Below are 25,510 nucleotides of genomic sequence, written 5' to 3'. Positions count from 1 at the left end.
AAGACCTGCTAATAAAAGTCAAGTAGAAATTTCAGATTTTTAGGGAGGCGAAAAAATGCAATACAAAATCAAGCCGCTGAGCATCTCAAAATTAAAACGGCGGCCAGCCAGATGGTATAGAGTGTAAAAATCAGTCGTGCTCCAGGGATTCCAAGTAGGCTTTCACAGAAGCGTAGTAGATGCGCAGGAACTTGTTGGCAGAGGCCATCATGTAGACACGATATGGCTTGCCTTCAGAGCGTTTCTTGTCCATGAACTGGTACACCGGCTCGTCTATTGGAGCACATTGCAGGATGACGCTCATCACCAGAAAGAGCGTCCTGCGCAGTGAGGCAGATCCTCGCTTGGAAATGCTACGGCTACGGATATCTATTTGACCGGATTGGTAGGGCGGGGCGTCAATACCCGCAAAGGCAACCAACGCTTTTTTGGAATGAAAACGGCGTACATCGCCAATTTCAGCCAGGAGTTGAGGGCCGAGGGTTGGGCCAACACCAAACATCCCCATCACTACAGGATACTCCGGCAGAGAAGCTGCCAGGGATTGCATCTCCTGTTTGAGAGCAGCTAACGCGGAAGAAGTTGTCTGGAGTTGAGAAATGGCCTGTTCTACCAAAAGTTTTGCCGTATCCGTTTTCGGTATGACACCGAAGTGTCTGCAAGCAGAGGCATAAATATCCAGCGCCTTATCCTCGCTGAAATTGTAGCCGTGCTTTCTGCACCACTTCTGGTATTGGGTAGTAAAGGCCTTCTCAGACCGGCCACAAACGCACTCGCAATGCCAAAAAGTAGCGACAAAGTCCACCCACTTCTCGCTGCCATCGGCGCGGGGCGGACTGGTAAACAAGCGATTTGCGTCTGGGAAGGTGGTGTCCAGCAGGGAGATCAGGTTATTCTTCAGCATGGTCTGAACTTTGGAATACTGTTGGTACTGCCGGTAGCAGATTTTCAGCATGAGTCGGGTATCCTCCTCCGGGATATATCTCGGCAATGTGAGCCAGTGGTCAAGACCGTAGTTGGCCAGCTTTACGGCATCCTTTTTGTCGGTTTTGGCCCGTCTTAAACTGTTGTTTCCGTAGTCATGCACCAGCATTGCATTGACTACCGAGACATAAAGGCCCGCGTCGTGGAGCAGCCAGGCCACCGGAGCATGGTAATTACCCGTGGATTCCATCACCACACGGGTCTCGCCGTCCAGGCTTTTGAGCAGTCCTGCCAGCTCGCTCAGTTCATTGGCGGTGTGACGTACTTCAAAGGGTGAAACCACTACCTCTCCGAAGGGCCGCATGACTGCAATCATGCTCTTACCCTTGGAAACATCGATGCCAACGCAGTTCATTCACATTCCTCCAATACAAAGAATCTGCAACCGGAATCCATCTTTTCTCGCTGCCGATTCAATCTATTGTGTGACACGAACTCTCCGACATCCGGTGGTTCAACCTGCTTAAATCGAACGCTGCAACGAGAGGATGGCTAACAGTCTTTCACACGGACATACAAGCCCAAGGAGTGATTGGTCAGCCAGTTGCTCCTCTCATTGTAGCTTAGGCACGAGATGGAGGGAAAGCCGGACTGGCTGTCCGGCTTTCCTGTCCAAATTTATTGTAATAGGAGCTAGATTTACATATGAAACCGGAAGAGATCAAGCGAGTGGCCTGTGTGGGCGGCGGTGTGATCGGTTCCAGCTGGGCAATTCAGTTTGCCATGAAGGGCCTGGATGTGGTTCTGTACGATATCAATGACGAGCAGCTGGCCAAGAGTCAGGCTCAGATGCACAAGAGCCTGGATGCCCTGGAGCAGTTCAAGGCAGTGACACCCCAGCGGCGGCAGGAGATCGCCGATCGTGTGAAGCTGACCACCTCCATGGAAGAGGCGGTGAAGAACGCCCAGTTCATCCAGGAGAGCGGCCCTGAGAGGCTGGAGATCAAGCGGTCTATCCTGGCCCAGGTGGAGGAGTATGCTTCCGCCGACGCCATCTATGCCAGCTCCACCTCCGGCCTGTTGGTCAGTGATATCGCAGCCCAGGCGGCTCACCCGGAGCGGTGCGTGGGTGCCCACCCCTACAATCCCCCTCATCTGATTCCCCTGGTGGAGCTGACCTCCGGCGACAAGACCGATCCGGAGCTGCTCCAGCTGGCCTACGACTTCTATCAGTCCATCGGCAAGGAGGCGGTGCTGCTGCGCAAGGAGTGCCCCGGCTTTATTGCCAACCGGCTCCAGCTGGCCCTTTACCGTGAGGTGCAGGATCTGGTCATGCGGGGCGTGTGCTCCGTAGAGGACGCAGATAAGGCCCTGGTATACGGCCCCGGCCTGCGCTGGGCCATCTTCGGCCACAACATGATCATGCAGCTGGGCAACCCCGGCGGTCTCACCGGTATGGTGCAGATGCTGGGCAACTCCGGCGACCGCTGGCTGGCTGACATGGCTTCCTGGACCCATCAGCCCGACAACTGGGCCGAGGTGGCTCAGCCCGGTGTGGATAAGGAGATGGCCAATTTCCCCGATCACATCGGCCACACCAATGAGGACTGCGCCAAGTATCGGGATCAGATGCTCATTGAGCTGCTGAAACTCCACCGCAAGCTGTAAGAGGAGGTTTCATGGCTTTCCCGAAGGATTTTACCGCGTTTACCCGGCGGCGCTGGGTCTGTCTCATTTCCGCCATGGTGATCTGTGTCTGCGCCGGCTTCGGCTACGCCTGGAGCGTGCTGCAAAACCCCATTGTGACTCGTTTCGGTTGGGCTGACTCCGGCGTGGCCCTGGCCTATACCATTACGGTACTGTGTTCCACCATGGCGCCTCTGATCTTCGGCGGACTGATCCGCCGTATGTCCACCCGAGCCGGTGTGATCGTAGGTGCGATTCTCTTCGGCGGCGGACTGCTGCTGACGGGATGGATGAACCAGATTTGGCAGCTCTATCTGTTTTACGGTGTGATCTCCGGACTGGGCGTAGGTTTCATCTACCCCAGCATGATGGCCTATGTGGTGCGCCTCTTCCCGGACCGGTCCGGACTGGCCTCCGGACTGGGCACCGCCGCCTACGGCTCAGGCGCCATTTTGTGGGCCCCTACCGCTGCGGCGCTGATGGAGGGTGTGGGCATGGACCGGGCCTTTCAGGTGCTGGGCATCCTCTTTGCCGTGATCATTTTGGTCGGCTCCCTGCTTCTGACTGATCCGCCCGAGGGTTTTCAGGCTGCAATGGAGCCCAAGAGCAGCGGAGAGCAGGGAGGGGCCGCCGACCTGAGACGGGGCCAGATGGTGCGCACCGGAACCTTCTGGAAGATGGTTGTGGTGTTCACCTGCGGCCTGGTGGCCGGCGTCATCGTCATCAGCCAGGCCTCTCCCATCCTCCAGCAGTCCCTGGGCTATTCCTCCTCCAGAGCGGCCCTTTTCGTCAGCGTGTTTGCCGCCTGCAACATGGCCGGACGCTTTCTGTGGGGCAGCCTGTCGGACAAGCTGGGACTGGTCAATACCGCCGGTGCGGTCTTTGTGCTGTGCATCCTGTCCATGGGCCTGCTGGCCGTGGTGGGGCAGGAGGTGTTGGTGCTGGTGCTGATGGGCGTGGCGGCTTCCTGCTATGGCGGCCTGGCCTCCATCCTCACACCCCTCACCGCCCGGATGTTCGGCCCCCGGTACATCACGGAAAACTACGGTGTGATGTATGTGGTGTTCGGTCTGGCCAGCCTGATCGGGCCCAGTTTGGCCACTACCTTTAAAACCATGGGAGGGGGAAGCTATACCGGAGCCTATGTCACTGCCGCGGTGCTGGCAGCGGTGGGCCTGGTCCTCTCCCGATTCCTGAAACCTGTGTCCCGCAAAGGAGAATGATATGGAACTAAGTAAAGTACGTACCATGGAGCAGATCATCGCCAGCTTCAAGGACGGCCAGACCATCGCCATCGGCGGCCAGACCAATCACTATATGCCGGAACGGCTGATTGATTGTGTGCTGGAGAGCGGGGCCAAGCATCTGACGGTGTACTCCATCGATTCCAGCGACCCCGGCATGGGCATCAGCCGCATCATTGAGGCCGGGCGGGTGGACAAAATGATCACCACCCATGTGGGGACCAATCCCCGTACCAATGCCCGTATTCAGGACGGCTCCCTGAAGGCCGAGCTTATCCCCATGGGTACCTTCATCGAGCGCATCCGCTGCGGCGGCATGGGCCTGGGAGGCGTGCTCACCAAGACCGGCCTGGGTACCGTGGTGGAGGAGGGCAAGCAGATCATCGAGGTTGATGGTCAGAAGTACCTGCTGGAAACCGCGCTCCACGCTGACGTGGCCCTGACTCGCTGCCGGAAGGCCGATCCTCTTGGCAACCTGGCCTATCGGGGCAGCAGCGGCCACGCCTCCCACCCGGTCATCGCCACCTGCGCCGACCTGTCCATCGTGGAGTGCGATCACTTCTGCGATCTGGGTGAGATCGGCCCGGATGAAGTAAAGGTGCCTGGTATGTTCGTGGACATGATTCTGGTGTAAGGAGGGGGAGCAGATGGACAACAGAAACTTTATCGCCAAGCGGGCTGCTGCCTACTTCAAACCCGGCGACGTGGTCAACCTGGGCATCGGTATCCCCAGCCTCTGCGGCAGCTATGCCGCCGAAGGGGTGCTCTTCCAGAGCGAGAATGGCTTTATCGGCATCGGCGCCACAGTGAATGAGGGCCTGATGATGAACGAGCGGTTCGTCAATGCCGGCGGCGTAAACTTTATCCCTGTCCCTGGCGCCAGCGCCTTCGATGTGGCCATGTCCTTCGGTGTCATCCGGTCCGGTCGGCTGGCTGCCACCGTGCTGGGCGGCCTTCAGGTATCCGCCAACGGTGATCTGGCCAACTGGGCTTCTCCCGGTCGTGCCTTTGGCATGGGAGGCGCCATGGACCTGTGCAACGGCGCCCGGAAGGTGATTGTGGCCATGGATCTGGTGGCTAAAAACGGTGCGCCCAAGGTGGTCAACCAGTGCACCATGCCCCTCACGGCCATCCACTGCGTGGACCACATCGTTACCGACCGCTGTGTCATCAACGTGACCCCGGAGGGTCTGGTGCTGGCCGAGATCCGCAAGGGTCATACCGTGGAAGAAATTCAGGCCGCTGTGGAGTCTAAGCTTCTGGTGGCCCCTGATCTGATTGTAATGGAGGAAGATTGATATGGCAAAACCGCTGAGCAAGACGGTGGTCGTGGCCTACGGCCGCTCCGCTGTAGCTAAATCCGGTAAGAAGGGCGCTCTGCGTCAGCTTCATCCCATCGACATGGGCGGCCTGGTGCTGAAGGGTGTTATGGAGAAGATCCCCCAGCTGGACCCCGCTCTGGTGGAGGATGTGATCCTGGGCTGCGCCATCCCCGAGGCCAAGCAGGGCCTCAACCCTGCCCGCCTGGTGGCCGCCCGGGCCGGACTGCCCTACACCGCCTGCGGCCTCACCGTGGACCGCTTCTGCTCCTCCTCTCTCCAGGCTGTGGCCCTGGCTGCCTGGCAGATTGAGGCCGGACAGGCCGACTGCATCGTGGCCGGCGGCATTGAGTCCATGACCGCTCTGCCCATGACTCTGGACCGCAGCGGCGACATGAACCCCTGGCTGCTGGAGCACGACCCCAATCAGTACATCTCCAACGGCGAGACCGCTGAGAATGTGGCTGAGAAGTACAACGTCACCCGGGAGGAGATGGACGCTCTGGCCCTGGCCAGCCATCAGAAGGCGGCTCATGCCCAGGACGCCGGTTACTTTGACGATCAGATCATCCCTCTGCCCGGCGTGGATGCCGAGGGCAATCCCATCGTCTTTGACAAGGACCAGGGCATCCGCCGTGACACCAGCATGGAGAAGATGGCTTCCATGAAGCCCTGCTTCCGGGAGAATGGCCGGGTCACCGCCGCCACCTCTTCCCAGACCAGCGACGGCGCTGCCTTCCTGGTGCTCATGAGCCGGGACAAGGCCGCTGAGCTGGGCATCAAGCCTCTGGCCTCCTTCCTGGGCTTCTGCGTGGGCGGTCTGGACCCCGCCTATATGGGTCTGGGTCCCATCTACGCCGTGCCCAAGGTGATGGAGTATACTGGCCTCACCGTGAACGATATGGACGTGATCGAGCTCAACGAGGCCTTTGCCGCTCAGGTCAGCCCCTGCATCAAGGAACTGGGCATGGATCCTGCCAAGGTCAACCCCAACGGCGGCGCCATGGCTCTGGGTCATCCTCTGGGCGCTACCGGCGCGGTACTGTCCTGCAAGGCCATCTCTGAGCTGCACCGCACCGGCGGCAAGTACGCCCTGGTGACCATGTGCATTGCCGGCGGCATGGGCGCGGCCGGTATCTTCAAAGCGGAATAAATTGACACAACAATTATTATATTGACCATTTTATGGAGGTATTGATTATGGGTAAGCCTTTGGCCGATTATGTGAAGCTCCCCCAGCTGGACGAGTACAAGGAGTGGTTCAAGGATTTCGCGGACCTGTACCGTGAGGACGGCATCCTGCAGGTGACCTGGAAGACCAACGACGGCCCCATGCACCACAGCGGTATGTCCCACCGGGCCATCAGCCAGCTGGTGCGCATCCTGTCCCTGGACAACCAGAATGAGATCATCATCTTCACCCACATCGGCGACAGCTGGATGACCGAGTCCGATCCCAACGGCTGGGAGACCTATTCCAAGCTGCCCACCGAGCGGTTCCAGCACCAGTATTTTGACGACACCAACCTGATCAAGAACATGATCTTCGATCTGGATGTGCCCACCATCGGTGTGCTGCCCGGCCCAGGCTTCCACTGGGACTCCGCCATGCTCAGCGACATCACCATCTGCTCCGATGATACCTGGATCGAGGTGCCCCACGCCCACGGCGGCCTGGTGCCCGGCGACGGCATGGGCCTGATGGCTCAGCACTATTTCGGCACCAAGCGGGGCAACTACTACATGATGACCGCCCGTCAGTGGACTGCCCAGCAGATGCTGGACTGGGGCATGGTCAGCGAAGTGGTGCCCAAGGATCAGGTTATGGCCCGCGCCTGGGAGATCGCCCGGATGCTCAAGACCATGCCTTACGAGAACCGCACCATCATGTCCAACTTGGCCAAGCGTCCTCTGAAGAAGCTGCTGGTGGAGGACCTGAAGCTGCACACTGTGTCCGAGCAGTACGGCTCTCTGCTGCGTATCGCTGCCGGCGACATGGGCGACCGCAACGCCGCCCAGCAGGACGAGAAGTACATCAGCCAGACCAACGACTGGCGTTACTGCCACGACTGGATGCAGCAGCCCCCCACCCGGGAGAGCTGGGCCGGCTTCCGTACCAAGCCCATCGAGTGGTTCAAGGAAGTGGAGGCCGGTCGGGAGGTCAACCCCTTCGATCCCAGCCGTCCGGTGAAGCCCTATCGCCCCGACGAGAAGTAAGCCAAAGACCGGAACAATTTACATATTGGAGGTTACTGTAATGGGAAAGCCTATGGCTGATTACGTCAAGCTGCCCGAGTTTGACGAGTATAAAGAGTGGTTTAAGGACTTCGCCGATCTGAAGCGTGAGGACGGCATCGTCCAGGTCACCTGGAAGACCAACGATGGCCCCATGCACCACAGCGGTATGTCCCACCGGGCCATGAGCCAGCTGACCCGCTGGCTGAGCCTGGACTATAAGAACGAGATCATCATCTATACCCACATCGGCGACAACTGGATGATCGAGTCGGACGCCAACGGCTGGGAGACTTACTCCAAGCTGCCCACCGAGCGGTTCCAGCACCAGTATTTTGACGATACCAACCTGATCAAGAACATGATCTTTGATCTGGACGTGCCCACCATCGGCGCCATCCCCGGCCCCGGCTTCCACTGGGATTCCGCCATGCTGTGCGACATCACCCTGTGCTCCGAGGACACCAAGATGGAGGTGCCCCACGCTCAGGGCGGCCTGGTACCCGGCGACGGCATGGGCCTGATGTGCCAGCACTTTTTCGGGACCAAGCGTGGCAACTACTATATGATGACCTCCCGCCAGTTCACTGCCCAGCAGATGCTGGACTGGGGCATGGTCAACGAGGTGCTGCCCAAGGGTAAGGTGCTGGAGCGGGCCTGGGAGATCGCCCGGATGTGGAAGACCATGCCCTACGAAAACCGCACCATCATGTCCAACCTGGCCAAGCGTCCTCTGAAGAAGCTGCTGGTGGAGGACCTGAAGCTGCACACCGTGTCTGAGCAGTATGGTTCTCTGCTGCGGGTGGCCGCCGGGGAGCTGGGCGACGAGAATTCCGCCCAGCAGGATGAGAAGTACATCAGCCGCGTGAACGACTGGCGTTACGCCACCCACGACATGGAGCAGCCCCAGACCGCCGAGAGCTGGCGCACCATGCCCCAGAAGGCCAACCAGTGGTGGCAGAAGGTCAAGGCTGGAGAGATCGAGAATCCCTTCGTCTTTGAGCACAGCAACGAGCCGGAAGGCTACGAATTTTAATCCAACAGGGAAGAAGGGGCCGTATCCGGCCTCTTTTTCCCATACCTGTTTCCTAAACCGTGCCGGATGCCGGCGTGGAACCATGAAAAAGGAGTGGAACTGAAATGGCAAAGACCATCATTACCGCCGCGCTGACCGGCGCGGTCACCCCCGCGGGTTACAAGATCCCCGAAACCCCCCAGCAGATCGCCGACGAGGCCTATGACGCCTGGAAGCTGGGCGCCGCTGTGGTCCACCTGCATATGCGTGCCGACGACGGCCTGGGCGCTATGGACAAGGAGAAGTTCCGTGAGACCATCCGCCTGATCCGCAGCCACAAGGACTGTGACGTCATCATCAACTGCACCTCCTCCGGCGCCTCTCCCCAGCATCCCGCCACCGATGAGGAGCGCATGGCTCACCACAAGGAGCTGCCCGGTATTGAGATGGGCTCCTACGACGCTGGTTCCTTCAACTGGATGCCCGGCGGTGTGTTCATCAACTCCCCCCAGTTCCTCCAGCAGCTGGGCGACCTGTACATGGAGAAGGGCACCAAGCCGGAGATCGAGATTTTTGACGCCGGTATGCTGGGTGTCACCGACTACTTTGTGAAGAAGGGCCACCTGCCCACTCCCTGCCACTATCAGTTCTGCCTGGGCGTGCTGGGCGGTATGCCTGCCACCGTGGAGAACCTGCTCTATCTGGTAAATCACATCCCCGCCGGTTCCACCTGGTCCGCCTTCGGTGTGGGCAAGGGTCATTTGCCCATCATGTTCGCGGCCCTGGCCCTGGGCGGCCACATCCGTGTGGGCATGGAGGACAATGTGGTCTTTGGCGTGGACGAGAACGGCAAGAAGATCATGGCCACCAACCATATGCTGGTGGAGCGTGCCGTGGCCGCTGTCAAGGCCTTCGGCAATACCCCCGCTACCCCCGCCGAGGCCCGCCAGATCCTGGGCATCCCCGCCTTTGACGGCGAGAAGGTCCGCGCCGCTCTGGGGATCGACTGATATGAAGATCCAGAGCGTACTGGGCCCGGTGGACACGTCGGAACTGGGCCAGGTGCTGATGCACGAGCATCTGACCTGTGCCGACTGGTCCATGCGGATGAACTTCGGTTCCCGCTTCTATGAAGCGGACAAGGTTACCGAGATGTCCTGCGGGATGCTGGGCAAGGCAGCACAGCAGGGTGTGGCCACCGTGGTGGACGGCACGCCTGTAAACCTGGGCCGTGACATTCACTTGATGCGGGATGTGGCCCGCCGTACAGGACTGAACATCATCGCCTCTACCGGCTTCTACTATCAGGAGGAGCCCTGGCTGGGCTTCCGGGACGAGGAGCAGATCTACGACCTGCTGATGGGCGACTGCACCGATGGTATTCAGGGTACCGACAGCAAGCCGGGCATCCTGAAGGCGGGTGTAGCCCGGGCCGGGGTGACGCCTCTGCTCCGCAAGGTACTCCACGCCACCGGCCGTGTGGCCGCCGAGACCGGACTGCCCATCTTCTGCCACCATGATCCCGCCGTCCGCAGCGGCGGGGAGATTCTGGACCTGTTCGAGAGCTGCGGCGTGCCCGCAAACCGGGTGATCCTGGGTCACAGCGGCGACACCACCGAGCTGGAATACCTCACCGCCATGCTGGAGCGGGGCTGCTGGCTGGGCATGGACCGCTTCGGATTCTGCGACCGGGACCTGGGGCTGGAGCCCCGGGTGGACACCATTGCCCGGCTGTGCGAACTGGGCTGGGGGAACAAGCTGCTCCTCAGCCACGATCTGGCCGCCTATCTGGCCTTCTGGGACAGCTGGGAGACCACCAAAAACAGCGATTACCTCCATCTGGAGGAGGACTTCACCTTCATCCACCGTCGGGTACTGCCCGCTCTGCGGGAGCGGGGCCTGGAGCCCGCCGTGGTGGACGGCCTGCTGACGGCCAATCCCAGAATCTTCTTTGAAGGAACTTCCAGTCACTAATGAGTGTTCCTTATTTTCCCCCTTACTAAATCCTTTCCCTCATCAGGCAGGCACGGGACCGGAGCCACGGTCCCGTGCCTGCCGCTTTTTTGCGGATAAAAGTACCAAACGCTCAAGGACGGGAGGGGTCCAATCTGTCTTTTTGTGTGAACCGATGGTTGAAACGTACGGTTTTCTAATGTATACTAAACGTCAGAGAATATGGCCCTTCGGGCCCACAGAATGGAAAGGTGAATCAAATGGAACAGTCAAAGGTCCACGCACTGGCTGTCACAGCCGCCCGTGCCCGCCTGCTGGCGATGGACATGGTGCATGACGCGGCCTCCGGCCACATCGGCGGCTCCCTGTCCTCCATGGACATCATTACCACCCTGTACGGTCATGTGATGCGGGTAGATCCCGCCAATCCCCGGGACCCTGACCGGGACCGTTTCGTGCTGTCCAAGGGACACTGTACCCCCGCACTCTATCCCAATCTGGCTCTGAAGGGCTTTTTCCCCGTGGAAGATCTGAAACTTTTCCGCTCCATCAAGGGCGAGATGTCCGGTCATGCCGAAATGCATCACATTAAGGGCGTGGATATGTCCACCGGCTCTCTGGGTCAGGGCATCTCCGCCGCTGTGGGGATGGCTCTGGCGGGTAAGGCCGATCAGAAGAACTATCGTGTGTATGCTCTGCTGGGCGACGGCGAGATCGAGGAGGGTCAGGTGTGGGAGGCTGCCATGTCCGCGGCCAAGTACCGCCTGGACAACCTGTGCGCCATTGTGGACGTCAACGGCCTGCAGATCGACGGACCCACGGCTGAGGTCATGCCCTCCGAGCCCCTGGACAAGAAGTTTGAGGCCTTCAACTGGAATGTGATCCATGTGGACGGCCACGACTTCAACGCCCTGGAAGAGGCGTTTAACGCCGCCGCTGCCTGCAAGGGCAGGCCCACCGTGCTGCTGGCCAAGACCATCAAGGGCAAGGGCGTTTCCTTCATGGAGGGGGACTACGGCTGGCATGGCAAGGCGCCCAATGATGAGCAGTATGAAAAGGCCCATGCGGAGCTGGCTGCGACGCTGGCGGAACTGGAGGGAAAATAAGCCATGAGTGAGAAGATCGCCACCCGCGTGGCATATGGTAAGGCCCTGGCCGAGCTGGCCGACCAGTATCCTAATCTGGTAGTGCTGGACGCCGACCTGTCCGGCTCCACCCAGAGCGCCTTTTTTGCCAAGGCCCACCCTGAGCGTTTTTACAACATGGGTATTGCTGAGGCCAACATGACCGGCGTGGCCGCCGGTTTGGCTACCTGCGGCAAAATGCCCTATACCCATACTTTTGCCATGTTTGCCACCGGTCGAGCCTATGAGCAGGTCCGTAACTCCGTGGCCTATCCCCGTCTCAACGTGAAGATCGTGGGTTCCCACGGCGGCCTGTCCGTGGGTGAGGACGGCGCCACCCATCAGTGCATCGAGGACTATGCCCTCATGCGTACCATTCCTAACATGATGGTGGTCTCTCCCTGCGATGGCCCCGAGATGCGTCTGGCAGTCAAAGCTCTGTTGGACTATGACGGACCGGCCTATCTGCGGCTTGGCCGTCTGGCGGTGGACAGCATTACTGATGAGGTCCCCGGTTACTCCTTCCAGCTGGGCAAGGGCTCCATGCTGCGGGACGGCGCCGACGTTACCGTTATCGCTACCGGCATGATGGTCCAGATGGCCTATGCTGCCGCTGAAAAGCTGGCAGAGGAGGGCATCTCCGTCCGGGTCATCGATATGCACACCATCAAGCCTCTGGACGGCGAGATCGTGCTGAAGGCTGCTCTGGAGACCCGCTGCATCGTCACCTCTGAGGAGCACACCGTCCTCAACGGCCTGGGCTCCGCAGTGGCGGAATTCCTGGCCGAGCACTGCCCGGTGCCTGTGGTGCGCCACGGCGTCAACGATGAGTTTGGCCGCTCCGGCGCGGCCAAGGCGGTGCTGGAGGCCTACGGCCTTACCACCGAGGGTATCATCGAGAAGGTACGGCAGGCCCTGAAACTGAAGAAATGAGCGACATCCGACTGATCTGCCTGGACATGGACGGTACCCTGCTGGACGACGATCACGCTACTGTGCCCCCCAGAAATGTGGCCGCTCTCCGGGCGGCGGCGGAGCGGGGGGCGGCGGTGACCATCGCCAGCGGCCGGGCCTGGTCCCTGCTGCGGGCGGTGGACGCTCAGATCGGTGTTACCCGGTACGCCGTGCTGTCCAACGGCGCGGCGGTGCTGGATGTGGCCACGGGGGAATGGATTTACCGCCGGCCCATGGAGCCAAACGCCCGCCGTACCATTCTCACCCTGCTGTTGGACTGGGGCCTGCCCTTTGAGGTCTACTGCGAGGGGGAGAACTATATCCAGGCCGACCGCACCGAGCAGGTGGTGGGCAGCGCCTTGTCTCCGGAGTTTGCCCAAGTGCTGCGGACCTGCTCCCACTTTCCGGAGGACCTGAACGCCGCCCTGGAGGGCAAGGCGGTGGAGAAGATCCACATCTTCCATGTGCCTCCGGAGCGCCGGCAGGAGCTGCTGGACGCGGTGGAGGCCTGCGGCCCTCTGGCGGTGACCACCTCCTTTGGGGAGAACATGGAACTCACCGCCCCAGGCGTCAATAAAGGCTCGGCGGTTCAGGCCCTGTGTGCCCGGCTGGGGCTGGGGCCGGATCAGGTCATGGCCTTCGGTGATGCAGGCAACGACCTGGAGCTGCTGAGCTGGGCAAGCTGGTCCTTTGCCATGGCCAATGCCAGCGATGAGGCCAAGGCCGCCGCGCGCTATATCACCGGCACCAACCGGGAGGGCGGTGTCGGTATGGCTGTGGAACAGTATCTGCTGAATACATAATCAAACGGCGCATGACCATTGTCATGCGCCGTTTTTCCTCATAGTTGATTTTAGCGGGCGACGGAAGAGAAGTCGGGCTGCTGTTCCGGTTCGGTCTGACGGATTTTATGAAGGTATCGCAGCAGGAAGAACAGGGTGATAACCAGGCAGATTCCCTCGGAGAACAGGGGAGAGAGCCAGATGCCCGTATCGCCCAGCACTTTGGACAGGACCACCAGGCAGCCGGAGATGAGCACCAGGCCTCGGCCAAAGGAAATAGTGAGAGCAGGGAAGGGGTGCTCTATGGCGGTAAAGAAGCCGGAGATCAAGACGTTAAAGCCCATAAGCAGGAAGGCGGGAGCATAGAGCCGGAGCGCATTGACGGTGTATCCGAAGAGCGGATCGGCCGGCTCCAGAAAGAGGCCTACAATGGGACCGGCCAGCAGCTGGCAGATGATGAAGAAGCCTACTCCTGCCACTGCCACCAGCTTGATGCCGTAAGACAGGAATTTGTGGCACAGGGGCCGCTGTCCCGCGCCAAGATAGAAGCTGGACAGAGGCTGGACCCCGTGGGCAGTGCCGATCATGGTCATGAGCACCAGAGTGTTGACATAGCTGATGATGGTGTACGAGGTGAGGGCGGCCTCGCCGGACACCTGCAGGATAGTCTGATTGAACAGAAAAATGACCAGGCCGTTGGAGAACTCGCTGAGTCCGTCGGAGGTACCCAAGGGGATGATCCGGCGGTAAGCTCCAAAGTCGGGCTTGAAACGGCCAAAGCGCAGAGGGTTGGGGTGGCGCACGAAGTAGATGACAAAGATCACAGTGGAGGTGACCTGAGACAAGCCGGTGGCCAGAGCCGCACCCCACACGCCCCAGTGGAAGTGCATCACAAACACATAGTCCAGCACCACATTCATAATGGCACAGGACAGTACGCCGATGGTGCTGACGTGAGGGGCGCCGTCTGCCTTCACCTGAACCTCAAGGTTGTAAGACACGGTAAAAAAGACGGAGAAGCAGGCGATAATACCTACATATTCCTTTACCAGCGGCAGCAAATCCCCGGTGGCGCCCAGGAACAGGGCCACGCGCTCCAGGTTCAGCAGCACGACTGCCGTCAGGACCAGAGACAGAACAATGACCACTGCCAGGTTCTGATTAAAGTAGTTGCGGGCTTTCTCCTCGTCCCCTTGGCCCAGAGACAGGGACAGGACGGTGGAGGTGCCGGTGGCCAGCAGGATGCCGATGGTGAAGATGAGCGACACGAATGGCATGGACAGATTCACTGCCCCCAGAGCGTGGCTGCCCACGCCGTGAGCAACGAAAATGCCGTCCACCATGGTGTACAGGGAGAAGATCCACATGGAGACGATGGATGGAACGGTAAACTTGAAAAACTTAGCAACCAGATTCACAGGTAAAACCTCCTCTTACTGGGGATATCATAAACCCTCGTACCATCCGAAAGTCAAGAGCGGGAGGCAAAAAAGTTGAAAGAATTTTATCAGATCCATGAGTTGGCCAAATTGTTCGACCTGTGTCCCGATACTCTGCGCTATTATGAGGAGAAGGGACTGCTTCACCCGGTGCGGGGAGAGAACCGCTACCGGATGTACGGCATTCAAGATGTGTGTACTCTGAATATCATTCGCTCACTGCGGGAGCTGGATCTGCCCACCCGGGAGATCGGCGCTTATCTGAAGCGGCGGAGCGTGGGGGAGACCCTGGAGCTGCTGGACCGGGAGGAGGCGCTGCTCAAGCGCCGGATGGAGGAATTGGAGTCCGCCCGGAAGGAAGCGGCAGAACGTCGGGCACGGCTGGAGCACTACCGCACGGTAGAGGCCGAATGCGTAGAGTTGGTCCGGGAACCGGAGCGGCCCTACGTCTTTCTGGAGAAGGATTTTATCTTGGAGAAGGAAGTGGACTTCCAGCTCAAGCGGCTGGAACAGCGGCACCAGGACTACATCCAGGTCATTGGCAGCCAGTGTATGGGGGCCCAGGTGGATGAGGAAAGTCTGAAAAATGGGATCTTCAATCACTTTTCCCGGGTCTTTTTCCTCACCAGCTCTGGACTGCCCTACGATGATATACTGCCCGGAGGTGAATATGCCCGGCTGTACTATCGGGGCGAATATGACCGGATGGAAGAGCATCTGGGAACGCTGCTGACGGGAATCCAGGCGGCCGGGCGGATACCAGAGGGGGCGCCACTGGAACTCTACCGCATCGACGCCCACGACACCAACCGTCCGGAGGAGTACGTCACCGAACTTCAGGTGAGGGTCTGTGCCCTGTGACCCTGGATTTGATATGGTGCCTCAAGGCAGGACAAGAAACTTTTTACAGCAGCAGCACGTCTATGACATGACGGGACTCCCGTCAGATGCAGCGTTTGGCAGGAGGAGATACACATGAAAAGAATTGGTACGACTGCTGTTGTTCTGACGCTTTTATCTGCAATGTGCCTGAGCGGCTGTTCACAGGCTCAGTCCAATGCCGTGGATACCAACAGTCCCAGCATTGAGACACCATCCCCCACTCCGTTGCAAAGTGAAGTGCCAGCCTCGCCGGAGCCAATGGATGAGATCTATCCCGTGAGTACCCAGGAGGAGGCAGCTCAGATCCTGGAGCGGGCATATGAAGGATTTGTGCAGGAAGTGACCTTCCGCTTTACGCAGGAAGACCTGCCCTTTCAGGAGCGTTCCATTCTGCTCCAGAACGCGTCCAATGAGGGGTTGAGCGCCCGGCCGGAGCTGAAATATGCCTACGCCCTGGAATGTACGGAAGGAGTGGAGGGGACGGTCTGTAAGATTTCGTATATGCCGTATAAGCTGGGGTATCCGAACGGCGAACCGGAGGGAGCCGTGGAAATCAATACCCTTGTGGAATTGGTGAAGGCGGCGGACGCCGCTCTTAGTGAGGAAGAGATTCCTATTGTGATCCGGAACCCGGAACTGCTGGTAGATGATATGCAGCGTGCTCTGCAGTTGGCGGGGTATGGCTATATATTGTATACGCTCAACAGCGACGCCACGGCAATCCAAGCTTTTCCAAGCGATTCTGAAACGATTGAGCAGAGTGTTGGGAAGATACAGGAGATCCAGAGCATCGCAAAAGAGACTGCGGCGACAATCCTGACCGATACCATGGATGATGAGGAAAAGCTTAAGGCTATTTATCGCTTTATTGTGGAAAATACCACGTATGACTACCGATATTATCAGAGCCCGGACACGCTGCCCTATGAATCCAGGACAGCTTTTGGACCATTGCAGAACGGAACGGCCATCTGCGGCGGGTTTTCCTGGGCATTTCGTGTGCTTTGTGAAGAGGCCGGCATCCCCTGCTGGAACGTCACAGGTACCGGAGCAGGGGAGGAGCATATGTGGAATTGCGCTCTGCTGGATGGTGAATACCGCTACTTTGATACGACCTGGGACGCGGGACGCCCGGATGAGAGCCAGTGGAGGTATTTTGGACGAACGGAAGAGGAAATCTCCCAGGATCATTTCTGGGGAATCGGCCAGAAGGAGTTGATACAGGGGCTGACCCAATCATAAGATTGGGACAAGGCTTTGCTGTATAGGGACAAACATTGTCGGAATACAGTGGGACCATGGAGGTGTGACAAATGATTCCTGCATGGATCCTGCTGCTACTCAATCAGGTTTTCTTTACGCTTCGCCTGTCCGGCGGGGGAAACGGCTCCTTTCCCCGACCGTTGAAAGCGGAAGAGGAACGCCGGTATCTGGAACAGGCTGCTCAGGGCGATCTGGAGGCCCGCAACAAATTGATCGAGCACAATCTGCGCTTGGTGGCCCACATTGTTAAGAAGGACTATTGCAAACGACTAATTCGCCCCGTTGAAAATGGACTGAAGCCTGCTGCCCCAGTCTCAGATAGATCTCTAAATGGATTTGCTTGTCATTGCTTTGCTCCAGCACCACAATATGATCCAGAATCGTTGCCACAACTTCAGAGTGAATCCCGTTTGTAAAATCCAGTTCCTCCCAGAGTGCTTTTTCCAGCGCTTCGGCGTTTATCTCCGTTCCTTTTTGGACTTGCTCCTGCTGTTGCAGGGTCGCCTTTTGTTCCTCCAGGGCGGAGATCTGGCGGTTGAATCGGTCATTACGCACCTTGAACTCTGAAAGGGTAATGGCATCCGCCATACTCAGCTCCAGCAGCTTATCTTTCTTCTCCTCAATCTGACTGATCTGCACCTCGATTCGCCCGATCTGCGCAGAGTAGTCCACGCTGTTGTTGGTTTCCCCGATACTGTTCAGCACCAGCCGGATAATCTGTGCTTTCTCTGTTACCACTTTTTGAAACAGGTCTGCCAAAACGAGATCCACTTCATCGCTGCGAACAGACGGCAGGCTGCAGGCATCCTTCCCCTTTTGGCGGTACATTTTGCATCTCCAGAACTCCCGCACACCCTTTTGGGTTTTGAAGGACTGTCGTTGGAGGCTGGTGCCATGGATACCGCAGACGATTTTTCCACTATAAGCATAGCGGTTATGATAGCTGGTGGATTTTGTCCGAACCTCTCTGCTGCGCTGCTTGAAGATGGCATTGGCCCGATCCCACAATTCTTCTGACACAATGGCCGGGATATTGGGGTCTGGATACATGACCCATTCGCTTTCCTCCAAAAAGGCTTTCTTCTTGGTACGATAGTCCAGCGTCTGGGTTTTGTTCCCACAGTACCACCCCTTGTATTTGGGGTTGGTCAGCATGTGTTTGATGGTCAGCTGATTGAACTCATTGCCCAACAGACTGGTGTGTCCCCGCCGGGTCAGCTCCTGGGCGATTTTTCGGATTCCATACTTGCCGGTGGCATAAAGTTCAAAAACGAGCTTCACTGCCTCGGCCTGTTCCGGGATGATGGTCAGTTTGCAGTCCTTCTTGTCATAGCCCCACAGTCGGTTGTTGCCCAGCACATGGCCGTTCTTGATGGACTGCCGAAAGCCAAATTTCAGGCGTTCAGACAGCTTCCGCACCTCATCCTGGGCCACGCCTGCCATGACCACCAAACGAAACTCGCTGTCGGTATCCAGGGTGTTGATGTTGTCGTTCTGAAAGAGGACACCCACATTGGCATCCAGCAGCTCCTGTGTATACTGGATGCTGTCCAGCGTGCTTCTGGAAAAACGGGAAATCTCTTTGGTGATGATGAAGTCAAACAGCCCCCTGTGGGCATCGTCAATCATACGCAGAAAGCTCTCCCGCTTATAGGTACTGGTGCCGGAAATACCTTCATCCACATAGCCTTGCACGAACGTCCAGTTTGGGTTTTTCTGAATGAACTCCGTATAATACTGAACCTGGTTTTCCAGGCTTCCTTGCTGTTCCACCTTTTCCGTGGATACACGGGCATAATATGTAACCCGCAGGGGCAGGTCATAGATTGACCTGCCCATTCGCATTTGCTCTCGCAGCTTTCTAATAGTCATCATGCCGCTGATCCTCCTTTGGGTTTTGTAAAGGTTTATCCTCAGCATAATGGGTAAAATGCTTTCTGTCAAAAAACCGAGAGCAGCTGGCAGAGAGATAGAGATCCTCTGAGATCATATTCCGCTGCCACAATCGTTTCAAAAGAATCAGCCCAACCTCACGGTCAATCTCATTCATGGCCAAACCTCCTCTCGTTACCTTATGCAATCCGGGCAAACGCTATGATGTAATTGCTTTCAAAGTCACATGAACGCACTGGCAACTTGCGCTGCCAGTGCGTGGTATCTGACTTTGAATATGATTGTCATACTCGTCGCCACATTTATCGAACCCCTGGCGAAGTGGGAACATGGCAGGTTGTCCGTGGCGAGGACGATTCATAACTCCACAGCGTCGGTCGTACCGTGCGCCGCAGGGTTCCCCCTCTTACGTGGGAGGCCACCGTTTGGAAGTACCATTATATCTGTGCTGCACTCCTCCTGAATGTGCCATAGTCATCCAGGCGTATCGCTTATAGATCGCTCTTATCGGCATATCCGATGGTCATGGCGGTAAACGAAAGATTGCATTGGCACAGTGACGTACCTGCTCATGCTGCCGATATTCCATTATCAAGGTTCACCGAGAAGTAAAAACCCCTCTACTAACAAGGACATCTGGAGACCAAAAGTACACCCAAAACAGAAAAATTTCTCAATAAAATTTTCGACAAATTACGCACATTCGGCATTCTGTTTGACCGTAATGAAGTAATCTCATTGAGTGAATGTTAATCCTGCAACAGGATTTCTTTCAGCTTTTGTTTTCCAAGCATGATGCTTTTGCGAACCGCCGATTTATAAACCCCTTCTGCCTCGGCAATCTCGTCCAAAGTCATATCCATGAAGTAGTAAGCGTAAATCCGCTCTGCCTGCTTTCTGGGGATAGAGCGCAGGGCCTTATAAAGCGCCTCATTCTGAATGTGCTTTATCGTTTCATCCTCCGGCCCAGGCTGATGATCTGCGATATGCGCTTCGATACCAGGATCAGAATCCAAGGACACTACGTCCCCGTTACGAGTTCTGCGCTTTTCCAGCGCCTGCTCTGCCAATCGGTACTCCTCAAACACAGCGTCAATCTTATAGGAAACAGGATATTCGGAATATGTAGAATCCAGATGGGGATATTCTTTTCTCAAATCAATAAATTTCATAGTAGCAACTCCTTTGAAATGTTTTGGAAAATTCAAAGGAGCCGCTACGGATAAGCGGCTATGGAGGGATGCCAGTGCGATGTGAACCAATCAAATTGCGAATAAAAAAAGGCATATCGAATCTCATCGTTTTTACGACAAAATTCGATATGCCTGACACAGACAAGTTCCTGAGAGCCCGGTCTGTCAAATAAAAAAAGAAAAGAGGATTTTCTATTCCGTTTTGGGAGACGGCTTAGAAAATCCTTTTTACCATACCGCTGGTTATGCAGTTGTTTTACTTTAACAAGAACAGCGCACTGGCATCACTCTTTCTGTAAACTTTTAGTATATCATATAGTTGCGGTCGAAAGAATGATAACACAGTCGGAAGGTCGAAATTTGCTGATAAATGGAAAGAAAATGGTATTTTTACTGAAATTAGGTTTAATTCATATTGCGTTTCCTGCGCTCCCACGCTAAAATGGTGGCAGACAGAACAACAGGAGGAGGTTTGAGCGACATGAAATATCTTCTGTACCGATCCCCTGGAAGCATAGAGAAGGATGTGACAAAACACGAGCTGGTGGCCGTGGAATTTGGCACGGACATCTACGAAGTCACGGAGGTGCTGATTAAAGCAGCGGCCCAAGACCTGGCAGGAATGCCGGAATACGAAGGGTGCCAGACTGCTGCCTATGCTCCCGAACCGTTAAAGCCGTTCCGTAAGGTCAAACGCTACGACTACGAGATGATGGGTATTGTCTATCCTACTCATGGGGATGAAAATATCTTGATCGACTATGGAGTTGCAGAAAGACCTGAATAAAACGCAAAAAGGGAAACCCGGATTCAGTCCAGGTTTCCCTTTTGCATTGTGTCATAATTTCTATTTATAGCCGCCCTCGCAGCTCCGTCCAGCTGGTGGCAGTCTCCAGCTCCACACCGGCGTTAAGTGCTTTGAAATGCTCCTTGCCGCAGTGGATTTTCAACTGCTCGCTGGTTTTCAGGTGCATAAAGCTGGTGTCGCCCTTGGTTTCCAGGACAAAGTACAGCTTTTCCTCGCCGTTCTTGTTGAGATATACCGCCCAGTCGGGATTGTAGGTGCCGATGGGGGTTTCAATTTTGAAGCGGCTGGGAATCTTGAAGAACATCTTCACATCCGGGTCATTGTCTAGGGCCACGGCAACCGGCTTCTCCACTGTGGAGCTGTCGTAAACCACATAGTCATAGACGCTGTGTTCTACCTTGACTGCATTCCGATCCAGGTTGGCAAGCATCTCGGCGGTGTCGAAGATCTCTTGCACATAGTATTCCTGCCCGTCCAGCTTCACATATCGAATGCCATCAATGGCCAAAGCATGACGGTGGTTACGGATCAATTCTACAGCTTGCTCCAAAAATGCCTCCGGGTTGTTAAGAAAGTCACCGCACCGGCCACTTTCCACCAGAATCCGATTGACGGTAGCCGGGGTCAGCAGCGTCTCATCACTGATGGCGGTAATAATGTCCGGCAAGGTCTGATAGTCATTGGCAATATCCATCGTCCGCATTTCCCGTTCCATGTGACTGACACCGGACTGCTGGATGTGAATATCGGCAGTTTGGGACACCAGGCGGGTTTTGGGAATAAGGGGCATTTCCTGGAAGGCTTTGACGCAGTTTGTCACCAGCAGCTCCGTGTCAATGCTCACCCGGTAGGCCGTTTTCTGCTTGATCTTGCTCCACAGCTCCAGGAACTCCGGGGAGAGCATAACCTGTTTGTTGAGCCGTACCACCACATCACGGGAAGCATCCCGCACCGGGGGCTTCCGGTCAGCGTTGGCGATAATCTGCTCAAACCGCTCTCTGGCGGCTTCATATTTTTTCGGCAGGTCAAGAGTTCCGTTCTTCAAAGCGTTCTTCATGGTATCTTTGACCTTGCCGGTGCTGGTGATATATCCCTTCTGCTCAAAATGCTCCAACAGCTCCGTGGCTTCCTCGTGGGTGACGGTGTGTTCCTCTACCACGGTTTCCGTATAAGTGGTTCCGGCCAGGGATTCCACCGCCACCGGCTGAGCCTTTTCGATGATGTCCTGCACCACTTCCTTGATGGGTTCCAGGGCCTTGGGCAGTTCAATTTCTTTCGGCTTGACCACAGTTGCCACCTGACCGGCCTCGTTGACCACTCCAGCGGTTTTCAGGGCCTCCACCACCGCCTGGGCCTGTTCCGTCGTGACCTGCTTCTCCACGTCCCGACGGGCCTCATAGACCATGCCGGAAAACAGACTGAGCTGAAGCACACCAAACTTGACGCCAGTTTCGTCCTCAATCTCTTTCTGGAGGGTGGAAGCAAACTCGGAAAAGCTCTCGTTGGCCATGACGTGAAGGACGTTGATATTCTTGTCCTCGATGCGTTCGCCGTCCTGGTTGACGCACAGTCGCAGGCCACGGCCCACCTTCTGACGGCAGGTAAAGGTGGACTTCTGCTCGATCAGGGTGCAGACCTGAAACACGTTGGGGTTGTCCCAGCCTTCCCGCAGCGCCGAGTGGGAGAAAATAAACCGCAGCGGACACTCAAAGCTGAGAAGCCACTCCTTGTCCCGCATGATGGTGTTGTAGGTGTCATCGTCGGCCTGGGTGTCGCCCTTGGTGTCCTTCAGGCGTCCTTTCTTGTCCTGAGAGAAGTAGCCGTTATGTACCTTGCTCACATCTGTGGTGAATCGCTCTCGGAGGAGCGCATACTTGGGCTTTGCGATCAGCTCCTGATAGCACTCCTCAAACATAGTGGCGTAGATGCCGGGTGTGCCGTCCTCGTGGCGGTACTTGTCCACCTTATCGATGAAGAACAGGGACAGTACCTTGATCCCCTTGTCCAGATACCGCAGCTCTTTGTCAAGGTGGGTTTCGATGGTGCGCCGGATTTGCGCCTTCTTGACGATGTTCTCGTCCACGTCTCCAATGGCCTTGCCCAGCTTGACCTCCTGGGTATTGCCAAACTCGATATGTTCAAAATCGGGAGTGCAGTCAATTCCGGTAACGGTGTAGCCTTCGTACAGTTCCCGCCCGCCGGACAGCAGGAATAAATCGTCGCCCGGCTTGACAGTCATGGCCTTGCGGGTCACGGCTCCGGTCTTGCCCTTCACATCCAGTTCCACTCTGGCCTTAAAGCCCTTGTCGTTGCTGACGGAAAGCAGCCGCACATAGGCTTGATTGAAGCCACCGGCAACCTGATTGGAGGATACGGCGATCTGCTTGACCAGCCCCATCTGGTAGGCGTCTACCGGAGTCAGGCGGTAAAGCAGATTGATTTTTTCTCGGTGGGTGGCGGAGTACCGCAGCACACACAGGGGATTGAGCGTGGCAATGGCTTCCTTGGCCTTGGGGGTGTTGTCCACGCTCTGGGGTTCATCGATGATAACGATAGGGTGTGTGTTCTGAATAAAGCCCATAGCCGTTTCACCGTTGAGCCGATCCTGCGCTTGATTGATGATGTTCTCCGCTTTCTTGAAAGCGTCGATGTTAATAATCATCACTTCGATATTGGAACTGGTGGCAAATTGCCGCACGTCGGACAGCTTGGCAGAGTTGTAGATGAAGTACCGGCATGGCACGTTGTCGTATTGCAGGCCGAAATGCTCCTGCGTGACCTGAAAGGATTTGTAGACGCCCTCCCGGATGGCCACCGACGGCACCACGATAACAAACTTGGTGAATCCGTACTTGCGGTTCAGCTCAAAGATGGTCTTGGTGTAGACGTAGGTCTTGCCGGTGCCAGTTTCCATCTCAATACAGAACTGGCAGCCTTCCGCTGTGGGGGTCAGGGGCAGGTTATTCCGCTTCTGGACGGTGTGCATATTGGCGGTCAATGTTTCCTGGTCAATGTAGAGAGCATTGCCCTGGCCCAGCTCATTTAAGAAATTGGTCTGGGCTTCCTCCATGACGGAGAAGGTGCTCCGTGTTTTCTCCTGGCCGGCAAACAAATCCACCACAGCGTTGACTGCATCCATTTGGAAGGCTTGATTCTTGAATTTCAGTTTCATGCCTGTTCACCTCTTAAATAACCGCAGGAACAGGGTATAGTTCCATAAGAGATTATCTGCTTCAATGGAGTGCTGAATATTGATAATCTCATATTTGATTCCAACAATATTTTTGCTGTCCATGTAGAGCTTGAGATTTTTATAGCTCTGCACAACATCAAGTTGATTTAGTATCCCATTGTCAAGCACCTGATCTATTTTTGAAGTTAAGTTCCGATATATGTCTTGATTTCCTGTTTCACAATACAGGGCTGCTCGTTCGTAGGCGGTTTTTAGTGCTAATAGTGCATCTTTGCGTATGTCAATCTGCATTTTTCGCACACCAACAATAATTACTTCGTATATCGTAAAGCAAAAAGCAATCCGCTCAATCCAAAGCCACAAAGTATTACCGCTGGAGATAGGGGAAATGAATGTAGAAAGACAAGCAAGTAAAAATGGAATACCAATGTATTCGATTGTTCCAAGTAAGCAATGTACAATGGTTTTTGTGATTACATGAAACCATTTTAGAGTGTTATTCATATCTTTCTCACACCAGTTTCAGCTCAATCCCATGATCCCGCAGGATATAGTAGGCATTAGCCATAGCGGTATCGTCAGCAAAGCTGTCACGGGAGATGATGATTTTTGCCGGGGCATATTCGGTCATCTGCTCCACGTCCTCGGGCTGCACATCCTCGGCCAGACAGACCAGCAGCAGGCAGTCATCGCCCACGCCATAGACAGTCTTGTTATTGATGGAGAACGGTGTCACGGAGTAGGTCAGCGGCACACCCAGTTTGAGCATGATTTCATAAATCATATCCAGGTCGGTGCGCTCCGGCTTCACCCGATGAATCATGCTGTTCATCCGCCGATACAGCAGGTCGAGCTGCTCGTCCTCAATGGGGGTGGCGTCCCAGGTTTCCAGATTGGAGGTGTCCAGCTTGAAAACACGGAAGCCCACATCCAGTTTTGCTGCCATTTCTTTTTTTGCATTGATTACCTCTGGACTTTCTTCCCACTCCGCATAAGCAAATCCTTCAAGTGAATCATGCTGATCTTGATGGCGTTTCATTGCACGAACAAACAAACCGGAACTTTCAAGCGCATCTTTTAGCATTTTACCAGCCCGCCGGATTCGCTCCTTACCGATCTCGCAGATATTCTTGTACCCGGTCTTGTATGCCTCGCTCTTTTCGTCGCACAGTTCGGGAAGCTGTACCAGAATAAAGCGCCGATTTCCACCGTCCTCAGCGTTGAGCTGCATCACTGCATGGGCGGTAGTAGCAGAACCGGAGAAGAAGTCAAGGATGATGTCATCCGTGTTAGACACTTGGGAAACTAATTGCTTAATAACCTCGACTGGCTTTGGAAAATCAAATAAATACTTATTAAACAATCCTCCAATTTCCTTGGTTGCAGTATTTGTATAAACGCCAGTGCTGAAAACAGATGAAAAACCAGGAAGATTGTCTGACAGCTCGTTCAAAAATGATTTTTTGCGCGGCCGCCCATCTGGGTTGTCGGGCCAAATAATCCTGCCCTCTTGAATGAGCCGATTCATGGTATTTCGATCATATCGCCAGCCTTTTTCGGGGCATCCGTAGTTTCTTCCATCTGCCGGATTGATTAAATCATA

At 56.0% G+C, this 25,510-nt stretch carries 23 protein-coding genes and 1 pseudogene; 16 read left to right on the top strand and 8 right to left on the bottom strand.

The annotated features are described in order from the left end of the window. Positions 1-130: 130 nt before the first annotated feature. The gene (locus B5G40_RS06375) at positions 131-1,339 is read right to left on the bottom strand and encodes an IS110-like element ISEnfa110 family transposase (protein WP_087399092.1); all 1,209 of its coding nucleotides are present in this window, start codon (positions 1,337-1,339) and stop codon (positions 131-133) included. A 290-nt stretch (positions 1,340-1,629) separates the two neighbouring features. Here B5G40_RS06375 and B5G40_RS06370 point away from each other — a divergent pair, with 290 nt between their 5' ends. The 12 genes from B5G40_RS06370 (at position 1,630) to B5G40_RS06315 (ending at position 13,257) form a co-directional block, all read left to right on the top strand. After that, positions 1,630-2,592 (top strand): 3-hydroxyacyl-CoA dehydrogenase family protein, encoded by a 963-nt coding sequence (locus B5G40_RS06370; RefSeq protein WP_087187973.1) that lies wholly within the window; start codon positions 1,630-1,632, stop codon positions 2,590-2,592. 11 nt (positions 2,593-2,603) lie between these two features. Continuing rightward, complete coding sequence (locus B5G40_RS06365) at positions 2,604-3,833, top strand: L-lactate MFS transporter (protein WP_087399091.1); 1,230 nt, start codon at positions 2,604-2,606, stop codon at positions 3,831-3,833. Position 3,834: 1 nt separating this feature from the next. After that, positions 3,835-4,488, top strand: coding sequence for a CoA transferase subunit A (locus B5G40_RS06360; RefSeq protein WP_087389307.1), 654 nt, complete (start codon positions 3,835-3,837; stop codon positions 4,486-4,488). A 13-nt stretch (positions 4,489-4,501) separates the two neighbouring features. After that, entirely contained in the window at positions 4,502-5,152 is a 651-nt protein-coding gene (locus tag B5G40_RS06355; protein WP_087399090.1) for a CoA-transferase, read from the top strand. Between the two features lies 1 nt (position 5,153). Beyond that, positions 5,154-6,326 (top strand): thiolase family protein, encoded by a 1,173-nt coding sequence (locus B5G40_RS06350; protein ID WP_087266628.1) that lies wholly within the window; start codon positions 5,154-5,156, stop codon positions 6,324-6,326. Positions 6,327-6,373: 47 nt separating this feature from the next. Continuing rightward, the gene (locus B5G40_RS06345; RefSeq protein WP_087266626.1) at positions 6,374-7,390 is read left to right on the top strand and encodes an enoyl-CoA hydratase/isomerase family protein; all 1,017 of its coding nucleotides are present in this window, start codon (positions 6,374-6,376) and stop codon (positions 7,388-7,390) included. A 40-nt stretch (positions 7,391-7,430) separates the two neighbouring features. Next, positions 7,431-8,444 (top strand): enoyl-CoA hydratase/isomerase family protein, encoded by a 1,014-nt coding sequence (locus B5G40_RS06340; protein WP_087187979.1) that lies wholly within the window; start codon positions 7,431-7,433, stop codon positions 8,442-8,444. A 104-nt stretch (positions 8,445-8,548) separates the two neighbouring features. Then, entirely contained in the window at positions 8,549-9,433 is an 885-nt protein-coding gene (locus tag B5G40_RS06335) for a 3-keto-5-aminohexanoate cleavage protein (protein WP_087326520.1), read from the top strand. A gap of 1 nt (position 9,434) precedes the next feature. Continuing rightward, complete coding sequence (locus tag B5G40_RS06330) at positions 9,435-10,397, top strand: phosphotriesterase family protein (RefSeq protein ID WP_087326517.1); 963 nt, start codon at positions 9,435-9,437, stop codon at positions 10,395-10,397. A 239-nt stretch (positions 10,398-10,636) separates the two neighbouring features. Beyond that, the gene (locus tag B5G40_RS06325) at positions 10,637-11,482 is read left to right on the top strand and encodes a transketolase (RefSeq protein ID WP_087326514.1); all 846 of its coding nucleotides are present in this window, start codon (positions 10,637-10,639) and stop codon (positions 11,480-11,482) included. Between the two features lie 3 nt (positions 11,483-11,485). Further along, a complete protein-coding gene (locus B5G40_RS06320) occupies positions 11,486-12,433 on the top strand; it encodes a transketolase family protein (RefSeq protein WP_087326511.1) in 948 nt (315 codons plus the stop codon). Next, positions 12,430-13,257, top strand: a complete 828-nt coding sequence (locus B5G40_RS06315) for a Cof-type HAD-IIB family hydrolase (RefSeq protein ID WP_087326507.1) — start codon at positions 12,430-12,432, stop codon at positions 13,255-13,257. Before B5G40_RS06320 ends, B5G40_RS06315 begins: the two co-directional genes overlap by 4 nt. Before the next feature lie 50 nt (positions 13,258-13,307). Here B5G40_RS06315 and B5G40_RS06310 read toward each other — a convergent pair whose 3' ends face one another. Further along, on the bottom strand, positions 13,308-14,654 hold the full coding sequence (locus B5G40_RS06310) for an MATE family efflux transporter (RefSeq protein WP_242959296.1): 1,347 nt from the start codon (positions 14,652-14,654) through the stop codon (positions 13,308-13,310). 75 nt (positions 14,655-14,729) lie between these two features. Between B5G40_RS06310 and B5G40_RS06305 the strand changes: the two genes are divergently transcribed. The 3 genes and pseudogenes from B5G40_RS06305 to B5G40_RS17320 form a co-directional block, all read left to right on the top strand. Next, positions 14,730-15,536 (top strand): MerR family transcriptional regulator, encoded by an 807-nt coding sequence (locus tag B5G40_RS06305; protein ID WP_087399089.1) that lies wholly within the window; start codon positions 14,730-14,732, stop codon positions 15,534-15,536. Positions 15,537-15,650: 114 nt separating this feature from the next. Continuing rightward, positions 15,651-16,799, top strand: coding sequence for a transglutaminase domain-containing protein (locus B5G40_RS06300; protein WP_087399088.1), 1,149 nt, complete (start codon positions 15,651-15,653; stop codon positions 16,797-16,799). Positions 16,800-16,870: 71 nt separating this feature from the next. Next, positions 16,871-17,080 (top strand): annotated as a pseudogene (locus B5G40_RS17320) (RNA polymerase subunit sigma-70); the annotation flags it as partial. Here B5G40_RS17320 and B5G40_RS06290 read toward each other — a convergent pair. From B5G40_RS06290 to B5G40_RS06280, 3 genes are all read right to left on the bottom strand, one after another. After that, positions 17,067-18,695, bottom strand: coding sequence for a recombinase family protein (locus B5G40_RS06290; protein ID WP_242959294.1), 1,629 nt, complete (start codon positions 18,693-18,695; stop codon positions 17,067-17,069). The pseudogene B5G40_RS17320 and the gene B5G40_RS06290 overlap by 14 nt on opposite strands. Next, complete coding sequence (locus tag B5G40_RS06285) at positions 18,682-18,870, bottom strand: hypothetical protein (RefSeq protein ID WP_087399087.1); 189 nt, start codon at positions 18,868-18,870, stop codon at positions 18,682-18,684. The genes B5G40_RS06290 and B5G40_RS06285 overlap by 14 nt, the downstream gene beginning before the upstream one ends. 592 nt (positions 18,871-19,462) lie before the next feature. Next, positions 19,463-19,885: a sigma-70 family RNA polymerase sigma factor gene (locus B5G40_RS06280; protein WP_087399086.1), complete on the bottom strand. Its 423-nt coding sequence runs from the start codon at positions 19,883-19,885 to the stop codon at positions 19,463-19,465. A 502-nt stretch (positions 19,886-20,387) separates the two neighbouring features. On the opposite strand from B5G40_RS06280, the gene B5G40_RS06275 reads away from it, so the two are divergent. After that, positions 20,388-20,693, top strand: coding sequence for a carboxylate--amine ligase (locus B5G40_RS06275; protein ID WP_087399085.1), 306 nt, complete (start codon positions 20,388-20,390; stop codon positions 20,691-20,693). Between the two features lie 64 nt (positions 20,694-20,757). Here the strand turns inward: B5G40_RS06275 and B5G40_RS06270 are convergent, their stop codons facing one another. Genes B5G40_RS06270 through B5G40_RS17315 form a run of 3 tightly spaced genes read right to left on the bottom strand, consistent with a single transcriptional unit; the run spans position 20,758 to position 25,435 of the window. Then, entirely contained in the window at positions 20,758-23,886 is a 3,129-nt protein-coding gene (locus B5G40_RS06270) for a type III restriction-modification system endonuclease (RefSeq protein WP_087399084.1), read from the bottom strand. A gap of 6 nt (positions 23,887-23,892) precedes the next feature. Next, on the bottom strand, positions 23,893-24,411 hold the full coding sequence (locus B5G40_RS06265) for a hypothetical protein (RefSeq protein ID WP_009860794.1): 519 nt from the start codon (positions 24,409-24,411) through the stop codon (positions 23,893-23,895). A gap of 7 nt (positions 24,412-24,418) precedes the next feature. Beyond that, the gene (locus tag B5G40_RS17315) at positions 24,419-25,435 is read right to left on the bottom strand and encodes a DNA methyltransferase (protein WP_072850737.1); all 1,017 of its coding nucleotides are present in this window, start codon (positions 25,433-25,435) and stop codon (positions 24,419-24,421) included. Positions 25,436-25,510: the final 75 nt, after the last annotated feature.

Source organism: Flavonifractor sp. An9 (genome assembly GCF_002161245.1).
In the GTDB taxonomy this organism is placed as follows: domain Bacteria; phylum Bacillota; class Clostridia; order Oscillospirales; family Oscillospiraceae; genus Flavonifractor; species Flavonifractor avicola.
This window is presented reverse-complemented; position numbering and strand designations above follow the sequence as displayed.